We start from the raw sequence: 15,421 nt of genomic DNA on the forward strand, positions 1-15,421 counted from the left end.
GCGCGCGATGCGTAACCGTTGGTGGTAGAGTGCAGCGACCATGACCGCCACCCCACTCTCCGCCAACGCACCGCTGTACATCGTGCTCAACGCCGGCTCCGGCGCCTCCGAAACGGCCGAGCGCCAGGCCGCGATCGAGGCCGTGCTGAACGCTGCCGGCCGGCCGTTCCACCTGCACCTGGTGGAAGGCGACGAGCTCGATCACGCCGCCATCGCCCATGCCGGCAAGGCCTGCGCGAACGGCGGCATCCTGGTCGCGGCGGGCGGGGACGGCACCATCAACACGGTGGCGCGCCAGGCCATCCGCCAGGGCTGTCCGTTTGGCGCGCTGCCGCAGGGCACCTTCAACTATTTCGGCCGCACGCACGGCATCCCGGAGGACCTGTCCGAGGCCGTGCACGCGCTGCTGACCGCCACGGAACAGCCGGTGCAGGTGGGCACCGTCAACGGCCGCATCTTCCTCGTCAATGCCAGCATCGGGCTGTACCCGAAACTGCTGCACGAGCGCGAGCAGGACAAGAAACAGTTCGGCCGCAACCGCGTGGTGGCCGGGCTCTCGGCACTGAAAACCATCCTGATGCCCCATCGCCGCCTGCGCCTGCAGCTGGAAGCGGAAGAGCGCACGGTGCACCTGCGCACCCCCACCCTCTTCGTCGGCAACAACCGCCTGCAGATGGAACAGGTGGGCCTGGTGCCCGTGATGCCGGGCGTGGCCGATGGGGAACTGGCGGCGGTCGCACCGAAGCCGGTCGGCCGCCTCGGCATGCTGGCCCTGCTGTTCCGCGGCGCGCTGGGCCGCCTGGCCGACACGGACGACGTGGTGGCCTTCGGCTTTCGCCGCATGACCGTGCGCATGCCCTTCTACGGGCGCCGGCGCCTGCAGGCGGCCGTCGACGGCGAGCTGCTGGAACTCACCACGCCGCTGCACTTCGAAGCGCTGGACGGCCGGCTGCGGCTGATGGTACCGCAGCGCTGATGACCATCGGGTTCGTGTCCTGGTGCCAGGCACCGGGACACGAACCCGACCGCAGCATCACTCGATCGCGATCGGCAGATCCCGCCCCTCGACCGCCACATTGCCGGCGTAATCGGCCGCGTAGATGCGCAGCGTGTAGTGGCCCGGTGCGATACCGGACACCTCCCACACGCCCGGCTGCGCGCGCCCGTCGAGCAGGGAATTGTTGAGCGCATAGGCGAAGTGCGTGGCCTTGCTGCCGTAGACGGTGATCCCGCTGCTGGCCGCATAGAGCAGTTTCACGGCGTCCGGATTGCGCGGCAGCCGGTCGTACACCTGCGTGATGCGCGGCTGTTCGTAGCCCGGCATGGCGCTGCCGTCCTCGCGCAGCAGCTGGTAGCCCAGCTTGTACAGGCCGAGGCGGCGGCGTTCCAGGTTGCCGTCCATCTGGTCCCAGGCGTCGACGACGATGTCCACCTTGCCCACCGCCGCGGGAATCTTCACGCGCCGTGCCGGACCGGCCGCCGGTGCCTCGGTAACCGGCGCGGTCCTGGCGCCCTTCTTACTCTTCACTTTGCGCACGGGCTTTTCACGCGGCGCGCCGAGCCGCCTGCCGCCATCGGCCAGCAGCACGATGCTCTGGATCTTCGGCGCCACCGTGTCCTGCAGGCCGATGAACGGCAGCGTCAGCGCGTTCTCGACACCGCCGGTCGGGAAATAATCCAGGTGCACGTGCGCCATGCCGTTGATGGTGCCCAGCACGTCGCCCACGGCAAAACGGGTGCCGCGCCGCACGCGCACCCGTTCCGGCTTGTTGCGGGCCCCGGTCACCAGCGTGAAGCGCGCATCGAGTGCCCGGTCGCGCCGGTCGCGTCCCACCTTCATGTGGATGTACGACAGCGTGCCGATGCTGAGGCCCTCGCTCAGCGTGGCATAGCCCCAGTTCGGGAACGGGTCCGTCACCTTCGCGGCCGCGATCGCCACCACGCTCTGGCCCACGTCCGCGCGCACGTCGAGACCGTTGTGGAAATGGTCGCGGCTCTCGCCATCGAAATTGCCGCGCACCTCGCCCATCAGGCCGACCACTTCGTGTGGCTGGTCCTGCGGCAGCACGGGCCAGGGCATGGCTTCCTTGCGGGATGGCGTGGCGGCGCGCCGCCGTTCGACCGGGGGACGCGTGCCCGGCTGCGGCGGGGCCAGGCGCACCACGGCAAATCCCAGCCCTTCCGCGACGACCACCGCGCCATCGCGCGCCACGGCGACGCCGCGCGGTGCGGAAAACTGCACGCTGCCATCGCTGCCGTAGCCCGGTTCAAGGGGATGATCGGCGTCGCCCAGCGGCCGGTAGCTGCCGTCCGGCGCGAACTGCAGCACGCGGCCGCCGCCGCCGGCCGTCACGTACAGGTAGCCGTCGCGCGTGGCGGCAATCCCGACCGGCCGGCGCAGCAGCGGGCGGCGCTCGCCTTCCGGCGCTTCCGCCAGCGTCGTCACGCGCCCGTCCGTGCCGATGCGGCGCACGGCGTTGTTGCCCGTATCGGCCACGTACAGCGCGCCGTCGGTGCCAACGGCCACGCCACTCGGCGTATCGAAGCCGGCCTGCGCGGCCGCGCCATCCGCATCCCCGGGCCGGCCGCTGCCCGCCACCGTCGTCACCGTGCCGTCGGGCGCGATGCGGCGGATGCGGTCGTTGTAGGTGTCGGCCACATACACGACGCCGGTGTCATCCACCGCGATGCCGACGGGCCCATTGAAGCGCGCTGCGGCGCCGATGCCGTCCGCATGGCCGGCCTGGCCATTGCCCGCCAGCGTGGTTACCGTGCCATCCGGCGTGACCTTGCGGACCGCGTGGTTGCCCGTGTCCGCCACGTACAGGTTGCCCAGGTGGTCCAGCGCGATGGCCGATGGCGTGTCGAACATGGCTGACGCGCCCTTGCCGTCGGCGTACCCTTCGCGGCCGCCGGCCAGCGTGGTGACCGTGCCGTCCGGCGCGATGGTGCGAATACGGTTGACCTCCCCGCCATCGGCCACGTAGACGTTTCCCCGTGGAGTGACTGCCACGCCGAACGGGTCGCCGAACCGGCTGGCCGCGCCATCGGCGAAACCGGCCGCGCCGTCGCCGCCCAGCGTGGTGACACGCGCGGCCCAGAAGCGTGGGGTGTTCGACTGCGCAGGGGTCAGCACGGCGGCCGGTTTCACGGCGGACGGCTTGTCGGACGCCCTGTCGGCGCCCTGTCGGGAGATGCCGTACAGCGCGGCGGCGCCGGCGACGATGACGGCGCCGCCCACGGCGCCAAGGATGAGCTTTCGGTTCACATGCGGACTCGCTGTTGCAGGGAGCCCAGCTTAGCAGAAGCCCGGCCGGCCCGCGGCGCCGGCCGCGTCACCGATCACCGGGTTCATCACTAGCGGGCGACGTCCCCGGATGACGCTGGCTAGAATGTCTCGTGGCCGCGTCCGCATTTCACGTATTGACCGATCCCGAGAACCGCGGCTTCGACTCTGAAAGGAAAGCCATGTCTGACAAGCCAAACGAACAGCGTCCGATCCTCACCACGCGCCAGGGCCACCCGGTGCGCGACAACCAGGCGCTGCGCTCCGTCGGCGAACGGGGCCCGGCCACGCTGGAGAACTACCAGTTCATCGAAAAGATCACCCACTTCGACCGCGAGCGCATTCCCGAACGCGTGGTGCATGCGCGCGGCACCGGCGCGCATGGCTATTTCGAAGCCTACGGCAAGATCGGCAACGAGCCGGCGTCGAAGTACACGCGCGCCCGCGTGCTCAACGAGACCGGCGTGCGCACGCCCGTGTTCGTGCGCTTCTCCACCGTCATCGGCGGCAAGGATTCGCCGGAAACGGCGCGCGACCCGCGCGGCTTCGCCGTCAAGCTCAAGACCGTGGAAGGCAACTGGGACCTGGTCGGCAACAACCTGAAGATCTTCTTCATCCGCGATGCCGTCAAGTTCCCGGACATGATCCACGCGTTCAAGCCCGATCCGGTGACCAACCGCCAGGAGCCGTGGCGCTTCTACGACTTCGTATCGCAGTCGCCCGAGACGCTGCACATGGTCACCTGGGTCAAGAGCCCGTGGGGCATCCCGGCCAACTACCGCGAGATGGAAGGCTCGGGCGTCAACACCTACAAGCTCGTCAACGACGAAGGTGTCGCCTGCCTGGTCAAGTTCCACTGGCAGCCGAAGCAGGGCGTGCGCAACCTGACGGGCGCGCAGGCCGCTGAAATCCAGGCCGGCGACACGGGCCACGCCACGCAGGACCTGTATGCGGCCATCGAGCGGGGCGACTTCCCGGAATGGGAATTCTGCGTGCAGATCATGGACGACGGCGACCATCCGGAACTGGACTTCGATCCCCTGGACGATACGAAGCGCTGGCCGGAAGACCAGTTCCCGCTGCTGCCGGTGGGCCGCATGGTGCTGGACAAGAATCCGGACAATGTGTTTGCCGAAACCGAGCAGGCCGCCTTCGGCACGGGCGTGCTGGTGGACGGCATCGATTTTTCGGACGACAAGATGCTGCAGGGCCGCACGCTGTCGTACTCGGACACGCAACGCTACCGCGTGGGCCCCAATTACCTGCAGCTGCCCGTCAATGCGCCGCAGGATGGCGCGCGCGCCCGCACCAACCAGCGCGACGGCCAGATGGCGTACTACGTGGACGATGCCGGCACGAACAAGCACATCAACTACGAGCCGAGCGGCCTGGGGGGACTGCAGGAAGCGCCGAAACCGGCCAAGGACTATCACCAGTGGGTGGAAGGCCACCTGGGCCGCTACCAGACCAGCCGCACGCTGGACGACTACCGCCAGGCCGGCGACCGCTGGCGTACCTTCGAGGACTGGGAACGCGACGAACTGGTGAAGAACCTGGGCGACGACCTGCGCCAGTGCCCTGAGCCGATCGCCCAGCGCATGGTCTGGCACTTCTGGCACTGCGACGAGAACTATGGCCGTCGCGTTGCCGAAGCGGCCGGCGTGGACCTGGCCACCGCGCAGGCCCTCGCGCCGCTGCCCGGCAAGCCGGCCCCGCACCAGCATCGCGATGTGCCGACCTATACGGATGGCAAGCAGGAAGGCGGAAACAAGGCGACGGAGCCGGCGGCGGCGAAGTGATGGAGTTCGTGCACCGTTGACGGCTGGGCACCGGGGTCTGGCACCGCTTCCACCGGTCTCATCCGAGGTCCGGGGCCCGTGCTGCGGTGCCTGACCCCAGGCTTTCGCATGCGCAGGCGCCGCGCACACACACGGCTGGGGTCAGGCACCGCAGCCGGCACCATTGATGCATCGCATCGCATCAATAGCGGTGCCAGACCCCGTAGCGCTACAGCTAGCGGTGTCACTCCGTCACGCGACGGCTAACGGTCTCACGCCGTAGCGCTGCGGCTAGCGGTGTCCCCCGCAACGCGACGGCTGGCAGTCTCACCCCGTAGCGCTCCGGCTAGCGGTGCCAGAGCTGGAGACGCGACGGCCAGCCACAACGACCGTCGCGCCACCCTCCCCTACAGCAGATCCTCTATCTTCACGGGCAGCGACCGCACCCGCCGGCCCGTGGCGTGATACACGGCCGCGGTGATCGCCGGCGCCACGCCGGCCAGCCCGATCTCGCCGATCCCCCGCACGCCATACTCGTTCAGCGCCTTGTCCGGATAGTCGAGGAACGTCACGTCCACCTCCGGCGCATCGGCATGCGTGACGAGGATGTAGTCGGCCAGGTTGCCGTTCACCGGCGCGCCATAGCGCTCGTCGTAATGGGTTTCCTCGAACATCGCCATGCCCACGCCCATGTGCACGGCGCCCTCGATCTGGTTGCGCGCCGTGCGGGCGTTGACGATCTTGCCGCCGTCGATGACGGAGACCACGCGCCGTACCGCCAGCCGTGCAATGGCCGGCTGCCATGCCACTTCCACGAAGTGGCAGCCGAAGGAATGGATCGACACCTCCTTCGCATTGGCATCCTTGCTGCTGGCCGGCGAGCTGCCCTGGCCTTCGACATAACCGACGCCGGCGCGTTTCAGCACGTCCTCGAAGGCGATCGGTTCGCCACCACCCGTGACGGCGCCCTCATTCATCGACAATGCGCCGTCGCCCAGCACGCGCTTGGCCACATCCAGCAACTGGCGCACCACGTGCTGCGCGGACTGGATCACCACCGGCACCAGCGAGGCGGTGGCCATCGAGCCGCCCGACCACGGTCCCGGCGGGAGTTCCGTGTCGCCGATCTGCACCTGCACCCGCGCCACATCGATGCCCAGCGCATGCGCGGCCATCTGGGCCAGCGCCGTGTAGGTGCCGGTGCCGATATCCTGCGTGGCGCACAGCACGCGCACGGCGCCATCGTCATGCAGGCGGATCGACAGCTGCGCGGGACGGCGCTTGGCGCCCCAGCTGGCGCTGGCCATGCCCCAGCCGAGGATCGTGCCGTCATCGGCCTCGTCGCGCATCGCACCGACGGCCGGATCGCGCCGCGACCAGCCGAATTTTTCCGCGCCCACGGCAAAGCATTCGCGCAGGTGGCGCGACGAGAACGGCTTGTCCTCCGACTCGTCGATCTCCGGCTCGTTGCGCAACCGTAGTTCGACGGGATCGATGCCCAGGCGGATCGCCAGCTCGTCCATCGCCGATTCGACCGCGAACAGGCCCGGCACGGCGCCCGGCCCGCGCATCGACGTGTTCACGCCCAGGTCACGTTCCGCCGATCCCGCCGTCACGCGCAGGTTCGGCACGCTGTACAGGTAGCCCGTGGCTTCGCCGCAGTCCTCCTCGTTCTCGCCGGCCGGCGCGCTGTGGATCAGGTAGTCCTGCTGCAGCGAGACGAGCTTGCCGTCCGCATCCGCGCCCAGGCGCATGCGCTGCTGCGTGTTGGTGCGGTGGCCGACGGCGCGGAACATGGCCTGCCGTGGCACCACGAACTTCACCGGATGGCCGCTGCGCTCCGCGGACTTGGCGGCCAGCAGCGAGTGCGGCCATGGCCACAGCTTGCCGCCGAAGCCGCCGCCCAGGTATTCCGTCACCACGCGCACGCGCTCTTCGGGAACCTGCAGCATCGCCGCCAGCACGCCGCGGTGGTTGACGATCGCCTGCGTGGTTTCGTACACGGTGAGTTTGCCGCCTTCCCACGTGGCGACGGTGGCATGCAGCTCCATCGGGTTGTGCGTTTCGATCGGCGTGCGGTAGGTTTCGTCGACCTTGACCGACGCCGAGGCAAAGGCCGCGTCCGGATCGCCCCGTTCCGACTCCGCTTCCGGCGCCTCGTCCGGTTCCAGCTCCATGCGCACGTCGGGCGTCCTGATGTCGGCGTAGCGCACCTCGACCAGGCGGGAGGCATCCACCGCATGTTCGAAGGTATCGGCCAGCACCAGCGCGACATACTGGCCGTAGTAGCGCACTTCGTCGTCCTGCATCGGCGGCACCTTCTCGTCGATCTGCAGGTCGCTGTCCTCGCCGATGCGGGCGATGCGGCCCAGGTTCTCATGGGTGTAGATGGCATGCACGCCGGGCTGCGCCAGCGCCTGCGCGCAGTCGATATGTTCGATGCGGCCGCGTGCGATCGTCGCCGCGACGGGCACGGCCACCAGCATGCCGGGCAGGAAGCGGTCGGCGCTGTAGCGGGCATGGCCGCTCACTTTCAGGGGGCCGTCGATGCGCGGCAGTCCCGCGCCCAGGATAGGGTCTTTCAAGGTTTCGTCTCTCATGTCAAATCCGTCCCTGCCACGTTGCGGATCGCCTGCACGATGCAGCGGCGCGCCAGTTCGATCTTGAAGGCGTTGTCGCGGCGGGGTTCGGCGCCGCGCAGCGCCACGGCCGCCGCGGCTTCCACATTGGCCAGGGTCAGGGGCTGGCCGGCCAGCTGGGTTTCGGCCGTGACGGCGCGCCAAGGCTTGGTGGCCACGCCACCGAGGCCGATCCGGATCGTGTCGACGATACCGTCCTTCACCACCAGCACCACGGCGCAGGAGGCCAGCGCGAACTCGTAGGAAGCGCGGTCGCGCAGCTTCAGGTAGCCCGAGCGGGCGCCTTCCGGCAGCGGCGGCACGGTGATGTGGGTGACGAGGTCGCCCGGCACCAGCGGCGTCTCCACATGCGGCTGGTCCTTCGGCACCAGGTGGAAGTTGGCGAACGGGATCTCGCGGTTGCCATGCAGGCCGGTGACGTGCACGCGCGCATCCAGTACCACCAGGGCCACGTTCATGTCGGAAGGATTCGAGGCGATGCAGTGTTCGCTCGTGCCCAGCACGGCGAGGTTGCGGTGGTAGCCTTCCAGCGCATCGCAGCCGCTGCCCGGTTCGCGCTTGTTGCAGCGCATGGCCGCATCGCGGAAGTACACGCAGCGGGTGCGCTGCAGCAGGTTGCCGGCCGTGGTGGCCATATTGCGCAGCTGGGCGGAGGCACCGGACAGCAGCGCTTCCGACAGCACCGGATACACGCGCTGCACGTACCCGTGGTGCGCCAGGTCCGCATTCTTCGCCAGCGCGCCGATGGACACGCCGCCATCGGCCTGCGGTTCGATGCGGTCCAGGCCCAGCGGCGTGATCTGCACCACGTGGGCGGGGCGCTCGACATCGAGCTTCATCAAGTCCAGCAGCGTGGTGCCGCCGGCCAGGTAGCGCACCGTAGCGCCCTGCTGGGCGGTCGGCGACGTGGCGGCCAGCAGCACGGCATCCTGCACGTTGGCGGCGCGGCGCAGTTCGAACGGCCTCATCGGGCGCCCTCCGCCTTGCGCACCTGCTGGATGGCGGCCACGATGTTCGAGTAGGCACCGCAGCGGCACAGGTTGCCGCTCATGCATTCGCGCACGGCGGCATCGCCCGGCCCGCAGGGTTCCTTCAGCAGTGCCACCGCGGACATGATCTGCCCGGAGGTACAGTAGCCGCACTGGTAGCCGTCGTGCTCGACGAAGGCGGCCTGCATGGGATGCAGCCGCTCGGGCGAGCCGAGGCCTTCGATGGTGGTGACCTCGTCGCCCGCGCAGGCCATCGCCAGCGTCAGGCAGCTGTTCACGCGCCGGCCGTTGACGTGCACGGTGCACGCGCCGCACTGGCCGTGGTCGCAGCCTTTCTTGGTGCCCGTCAGGTGCAGGGTATCGCGCAGGTAGTCGAGCAGCGTGGTGCGCACGTCCACGTCGACGCGCTGTTCCACGCCGTTGACGGTGATGGCCAGGCCGCCGTCGGGTGCCGGTCGGCCAGCCGTGGTATTCGGGGTTGTTTCCGCTTCTTGCATGAGCTCTCCTCTAGGAAGAACTCAACTTCGCGCAAAACGGGGGTTGTGCGGCGCACGATTGAAATCGCCACGGTGCCGACCTCGAAAACCGTGATCGCAGGCAAAAAAAAAGCCCACCGTGAGGCGGGCTTGAATCTATTTCCTTGGAGGAGAATAGAGGAGACAGGTGCAGTATGCTGCGATGCCGCAAAGCGCGCCACTTTTTTGTGGTGATGGATGTTATGCGCCACACTTATAACAGTCGGTTACGAACAAGAAGTGATCCCCGATTAACGGCCGGGCCCGTGTCCATGTCGGGGTCTGACCCCGACATGGACACGGGCTCGGCTGCAAGCAAAAAAAGAGGACCTCCGTGGAGGTCCTCAGGGCATCCCTGCTGGGGATGGGGGGTCGGCCAGGGCCGGCGATCAGCGGTCCGGTGCGTAAGGCAGCACGCGCGAGGCGAGACGGGTGTCGGTCTTCAGCAGCGCCACTTCGTCCGCCAGGATGTGCACGGCTTCGTTCAGCAGCACGTCCTTGGCGTTCTTGGCGGCCTTTTCCGCTTCCAGTTCGGCGGCCAGCGAGCGTTCGTCGCCCTGCAGGCCGTCGTCCGTGCGGCTGACGCCCTTCATGGCGGCGGCAGCGGTGGCAGCCTTCGACTGCTTGGCGCCGGCCGGCTTGGCGGCGATGGCGTTCCTGGCGGTCGGATCGGGCACGAGGATCGGATCGTCCGCGGACGGCGCGGCGGCCAGGCGGGCGTCGCGCTGCTTGCCGCGGGCTTCCTGTTCGTCGCGTTCCTTGCGACGCACCTTCTCGTTCAGCGAGATCAGGTTGTCCTTGCGCTGCTTCTTCACGTAGTTCACGTCGTCGATCAGGAACTGGTAGTCCTTGTCCTTCGCCACGCGCGCTTCGTGCTTCTTGTCCAGCATAGGGATGATGTCCTTCACCTCGCCGGCCGGAATGTAGACGGCCGGCTTGATCACCGTGTATGGCAGCGCGTTGTCGTAGCTGGACTCGCCGAAGTTCTCGGCATCGGCCATCGTCGGCAGCTTGATGTCCGGCGTGACGCCGCGCAGCTGCGTGGTGCCGCCGTTGATGCGGAAGAACTGCGCGATCGTCATCTTCAGCTCGCCCAGCTTGGCCTTGTCCTGCGCGAAGCGGTCCAGGCTGATGAGGGTCTGCACGGTGCCCTTGCCGAAGCTCGGTTCGCCGATGATGATGCCGCGGCCGTAATCCTGGATGGCGGCGGCGAAGATCTCGGAGGCCGAGGCGGAACCGCGGTTGATCAGCACGCCGACGGGACCGTCCCAGGCCAGGCCCGCCACGGTATCGCTTTCCACTTCCACCTTGCCCTCGGCGCTGCGCTGCTGCACCACCGGGCCCTTGTCGATGAACAGGCCGGTCAGTTCCACCGCCTCCGTCAGCGAACCGCCGCCGTTGTTGCGCAGGTCGACGAGCACGTTGTCGACCTTCTCCTTCTTCAGCTCGGCCAGCAGGCGGGCCACGTCGCGCGTGGCGCTCTTGGCATCCTTGTCCCCGCGGCGGCGCGCCTCGAAGTCCAGGTAGAAGGTGGGCAGCGAGATCACGCCGATGCGGCGCTTCACGTTGCCGTCCTTGACTTCCAGGATCGACTTCTTGGCCGACTGCTCTTCCATGCTGATCTTCTTGCGCACCAGCGAAATCATGACGGGCTTGGCATCGGGACCGGCATCACCCGGCAGCACCTGCAGGCGCACCGTGGAATCCTTCGGACCGCGGATCTGCTGCACCACGTCGTCGATGCGCCAGCCCAGCACGTCCGTGATCGCGCCCTTGTCGCCCTGCGCGACGCCGACGATCCTGTCGCCCACCTTCAGCTTGCCGGACATGCCGGCCGGGCTGCCGGTGACGACTTCGCGGATCACCGTGTACTCGTCACGGGTCTGCAGCACGGCGCCGATGCCTTCCAGCGACAGCCGCATGGCGATGTCGAAGTTGTCGGAGGCGCGCGGGCCCAGGTAATTCGTGTGCGGCTCGATCGACATCGCGTACGCGTTCATGAAGATCTGGAACACGTCCTCGTTGTTCAGCTTGGCCGAGCGGCTCAGGTAGCTGGCGTAGCGCTTGTCGAGGGTGTCGCGGATGGCCTTGTCGTCCTTGCCGGCCAGTTTCAGGCGCAGCCAGTCGTTCTTGACGCGCTTGCGCCACAGGTCCTTCACGTCCGCCTCGCTCTTCGACCATTCGGCCTTTTCGCGGTCGTATTCGTAGCTTTCGTCCAGCGTGAAATCGGGCTTCGTCTTCAGCAGCTCGCGGGCATAGGCGATGCGCTCGCTGAAGCGCTGCTGGTACATATTGTAGATATCGAACGGAATCTGCAGGTTTTCACTGACGATGGCATCGTCCAGGCGCGTCTTCGCAGTGTTGTACTTGTCCAGGTCGGCCTGCACGAAGAACAGCTTTTCGGCATCGAGCGACTTGAAGTAGCGGTCGAAGATCTTCTCCGACATCGCATCGTCGAGCGGCGTGGCCTTGTAGTGGTAGCGGGACAGTACGCGCGAGGCCCACAGGGCGGCCTGCGTTTGCTGGGCGGCGGGCTTCAGTTGCTCGATCGCGGCCCTGTCGGCCGGTGCGGCGTGACCATAGGTGGTCAGGAAAGCCAGCGACATCGCAGCCAGCAGCATTTGCTTCTTCATCGGCATACTCCGGACTCCAAAATGACGATTTGCGGACGGACGGGAAGGATTCAACCCCGCCTCGGTTTTATTCTACAGGAGTAAGGGAAGTTGGATGACGCCCAGCCTTAAAGGGGCATTAAGGATGGGTAAAGGTGCGTAAAGGGAGCGGTGATGGCTGAGTTCGTGTCCTGGTGCCAGGCACCGGGACATTGGCTGAGTTCGTGTCCTGGTGCCAGGCACCGGGACATTGGCTGAGGTCGTGTCCCGGTGCCTGGCACCAGGACACTGGCACCTCGGCGGGTCCAGCGCGACGTTAGAACTTGTACGTCGCGCCCACGAAATAGCGCCGGCCGGACCAGGCCAGCTCGTTGCGGCGCGACGTGGAGCCCGCGTTCAGGTACTGGCCCTCGTCCGTCAGGTTCTTGCCTTCCACGGAGACGGTCAGGTTCTCCGTGGCGCGGAACTGCAGCTTGGCGTCGAGGAAGCCGACCTTTTCGCCATACACCGGCAGCGACGCATTCGAGTCCACCGTGCCCGTGTAATACCCGTCGCGGTAGTTGTAGGCCAGCCGTGCGTTCCACTGGCCCAGGTCGTACCACACGCCCACGTTGTAGCTGTTGCGGGACATGCCGGGATACGGCAGCACCGTGTTGTCCAGCGGGTTGAGCAGCTCCTTGCCGGCCGCATAGGCATAGCTCATGCGGGTGTAGTTGGCGTCCAGGCCCAGGCCGCCGAACAGGCCCGGCAGCATCGTGAGCGCCGTGCGGCCCGCCAGTTCCCAGCCCTTCGTGGTGGCGCCTTCGCTGTTGATGGAGGTCTTCAGGTCCCACAGCGTGCCGTCGCCGAACACGTCGACATTCGGCAGCACCACGTCGTTCTGGATGTAGCTGCGGATGTCCTTGCGGAAGAACGCCAGCGACAGCTGGCTGTCACGCGACGGATACCACTCCACGCTGGCATCCTTGTTGGTAGCGCGGAACGGCTTCAGGTTGACGTTGCCGCCGGTGCAGTCGTCCGCGCTGCCGTCGCCGCCGAACTGGGTCTGGCCGCTGTTGCGGATGCAGTTGACGGTCGGCGTCAGGCGGTCGATGAACGGCCGCGCCATGACCTTGCCCCAGCCGATGCGGGCGACGAGCTTGTCCGGCACCAGCCAGCCGGCCAGGTTGAAGCTGGGCAGCACGTCGCTGTACTTGTTCTCGAAGGTGCTGATCTGGTTGGCCAGGATCGTTTCGACGCGCGCGCCGCTGCTGGCATTCGTCGAATAGCTGCGGTAGGAACTGAGGCCCGTGGCGCGGGTGCGCGTGCCGGCATAGCGCACGCCCACGTTGCCGTCCCACTCGACGCCGAACAGCGCCTCGGAAAAGTCGGCCCGCACGTAGAACGCCCGCACGCGTTCCTGGACGGCGAACTGCGGCGGCATCGGATAGCTCTTGCCATCGCTGCCGATGGAGTTGCGCAGCAGGTCGTGGTTGAAGCGGGACAGGTCGAAGTACTGCGCGGCCTGGCCGAAGCTGGGCGCCATCCAGCCGTTGGGATAGCCCGACAGGCCGTCGTAGCCATTCAGGAAGCTGCCCGGCGTGTTGGTGCGGATGCTGTCCACCAGCTGCGCCAGCTGGCCCGCCGTCACGTAGCGGGTGGTGTTGTTGGCGGTCAGCCCGCTACCCGGGATGATCGCGCCATTATTGCGCAGCACGCCGCTGGTGTTCAGCGGATCGTAGATGATCTCGTGCCGCACTTCCGGGCTGCGTACGATGACGTCGTCGGCCGTGGTGTTCGGATCGCCGGTCACCTGGTAGCCCGTCCAGCGGTACTGGTCGGACGTGGAACGGCGCCCCTGCCCGCCGAACGCGATCGTCTTCAGGAACGGCAGGTTGGGCCGGTACTTCAGGTCCAGCTTGACCTGGTCTTCCGTGTTGTCCGTGAACGACGGCTGGTACTGCGTGGCGATGCGCGTGTAGGTGCTGCTGCTGTTCGGATCGTAGCCGGCCGGGAACGTGAACTTCGGCAGGCCCTGGTCGTCCAGCGCCACCTTCAGGCCGGGGATGTTGGCCGCCATCGAGATCAGGTTCGTGTTCAGGTCATAGAACGAGTCGCTCTTGGCCACCAGCGCCTCGGCCGACCAGGCGCTGTTCTTCCAGTTGAAGCCCGCCGAGCGGTAGTTCGAATCGATGTTGAGGGCGAAATCGCGCGCCGCCGTGTCGAAGTTGTACGAGGCGCCCTGCCCCGCCACGTTCTGGCAGGTGCCGGACGTGAAGCCCGTCATCACGTGGTTGGCGAAGGTCATGCCGGCCGGCGTGACGCCCGCAGCCGGATCGGCGCAGGTGGCGGCCGGCGTGGCGAGCGGTACGCCGTTCGGTCCGTAGACGGGTGCCACGCCGCCGTTCGAAAAGCGTTGCAGCGCGCCGAAGTCCGTCGAGTAGTTGCGGTCGTTCAGCATCTGCTTCTGCGTGTTCTTGTTGTAGCGCGCCCAGACGTCGAGGTTGTCGGTGATCTTGTACTGCGCGGTGAGCTCGGCGCTGGAGCGCTTGTGGTCGCGCGTCCAGATGCCATAGCGGGGCACGCCCGGCGAGTAGTCGAACCACTGGCTGTTGCAGGCCGTCTGGTTCGCGCCCGTGAGCGCGGCGCAGCCGGCCTTGCTCGTGACGGCGGCGGCGGCCGGGTTCAGGCTGGTGTTCGTTTTCTCGGGCGAATTGTCCCAGTCGCGCAGGTAGCGCCAGTTCGAGTTGCGCACGTAGTCGTTCTGCGTGTAGACCTTGTCGTACACCAGGTTCGCCATCAGGCCCAGCCGGCCGTCGAGGAATCTGTCGGCCAGCAGCAGGCTGCCGCGCGGCTGCACGCCGCCGCGGTTGGTGCTGTGCTCGCCTTCCAGCTTGACGACCACGGTGCGCTTCTTGAAGTCCAGCGGCATGTTCGTCTTGATGCTGACGGTGCCGCCGATGCCGCCCTCCGTCTGGTCGGCCGTGACGCCCTTGAACACGTCGATCGACTTGATCAGCTCGGCCGGCAGCTCGCGCAGTTCCGCGCCGCGGCCTGCCGTGCCGTTGGTGCTGAGCACGGACAGGCCATTGATCTCGATGCGGTTCAGGTTGGCCTCGACGCCGCGGATATTGACCTGCGAACCTTCGCCGAAATCGCGCGACAGCTGCACGCCCGTGACGCGGGACAGCGCCTCGCCCACGTTCTTGTCGGGGAATTCGCCGATGTCTTCGGCCACGATGGAATCGACGACGGTGCTGGCGTTCTTCTTGCGGTCGATGGCCGAGGCGACGGATTGCCGCGTGCCGGACACCACGACCACATTGCCCTTGTCGGTGGCGGGCGCCTGTTGTGCGCTGGCGTGTTCGGCAGCGAGAAGGGTCAGCGCGGCCGCGACGGCAGCGGCGCAGACAGTGGGACGGGCGCGGACGGGCCGGGCGCAGTTCGATTGCATTGTCATGTCTCCGTTATTTTTTGACTGAAGTGGTGTTGCGACTGCAGTCCGATTCTAGGAGCTGGAATGTATCGAAAAGTAACGGGCATCCAAACAGTCAGCGCATTGATTCAAACGGGCGGTTTGGTATCGAATCAACAACAGGCTGGCATCCACCGCGCATTACCGG

At 67.2% G+C, this 15,421-nt stretch carries 8 protein-coding genes; 2 read left to right on the top strand and 6 right to left on the bottom strand.

Translation table 11 applies throughout. The features are described 5' to 3' along the window. The first annotated feature begins 40 nt into the window (after positions 1-40). Positions 41-976 (top strand): diacylglycerol/lipid kinase family protein, encoded by a 936-nt coding sequence (locus IP91_RS02715; protein WP_145647228.1) that lies wholly within the window; start codon positions 41-43, stop codon positions 974-976. A gap of 57 nt (positions 977-1,033) precedes the next feature. On the opposite strand, the gene IP91_RS02720 is transcribed toward IP91_RS02715, so the two are convergent. Beyond that, entirely contained in the window at positions 1,034-3,268 is a 2,235-nt protein-coding gene (locus tag IP91_RS02720) for an NHL repeat-containing protein (RefSeq protein ID WP_145647229.1), read from the bottom strand. Positions 3,269-3,468: 200 nt separating this feature from the next. Between IP91_RS02720 and IP91_RS02725 the strand changes: the two genes are divergently transcribed. Next, positions 3,469-5,085 carry a catalase gene (locus IP91_RS02725; RefSeq protein WP_145647230.1) on the top strand — a complete coding sequence of 539 codons (1,617 nt, stop codon included), beginning with the start codon at positions 3,469-3,471 and terminating at the stop codon, positions 5,083-5,085. Positions 5,086-5,471: 386 nt separating this feature from the next. On the opposite strand, the gene IP91_RS02730 is transcribed toward IP91_RS02725, so the two are convergent. The 5 genes from IP91_RS02730 to IP91_RS02750 form a co-directional block, all read right to left on the bottom strand. Then, positions 5,472-7,649, bottom strand: a complete 2,178-nt coding sequence (locus IP91_RS02730) for a xanthine dehydrogenase family protein molybdopterin-binding subunit (RefSeq protein ID WP_229473764.1) — start codon at positions 7,647-7,649, stop codon at positions 5,472-5,474. A gap of 11 nt (positions 7,650-7,660) precedes the next feature. Beyond that, positions 7,661-8,671, bottom strand: coding sequence for an FAD binding domain-containing protein (locus IP91_RS02735; protein ID WP_145647232.1), 1,011 nt, complete (start codon positions 8,669-8,671; stop codon positions 7,661-7,663). Beyond that, positions 8,668-9,189: a (2Fe-2S)-binding protein gene (locus IP91_RS02740; RefSeq protein ID WP_145647233.1), complete on the bottom strand. Its 522-nt coding sequence runs from the start codon at positions 9,187-9,189 to the stop codon at positions 8,668-8,670. Before IP91_RS02740 ends, IP91_RS02735 begins: the two co-directional genes overlap by 4 nt. 407 nt (positions 9,190-9,596) lie before the next feature. After that, complete coding sequence (locus IP91_RS02745) at positions 9,597-11,840, bottom strand: carboxy terminal-processing peptidase (protein WP_145647234.1); 2,244 nt, start codon at positions 11,838-11,840, stop codon at positions 9,597-9,599. A gap of 295 nt (positions 11,841-12,135) precedes the next feature. Next, on the bottom strand, positions 12,136-15,252 hold the full coding sequence (locus IP91_RS02750; protein ID WP_145647991.1) for a TonB-dependent receptor: 3,117 nt from the start codon (positions 15,250-15,252) through the stop codon (positions 12,136-12,138). Positions 15,253-15,421 lie beyond the last annotated feature (169 nt).

It is taken from the genome of Pseudoduganella lurida (genome assembly GCF_007830455.1).
GTDB classification, from domain to species: Bacteria; Pseudomonadota; Gammaproteobacteria; order Burkholderiales; family Burkholderiaceae_D; genus Rugamonas; species Rugamonas lurida.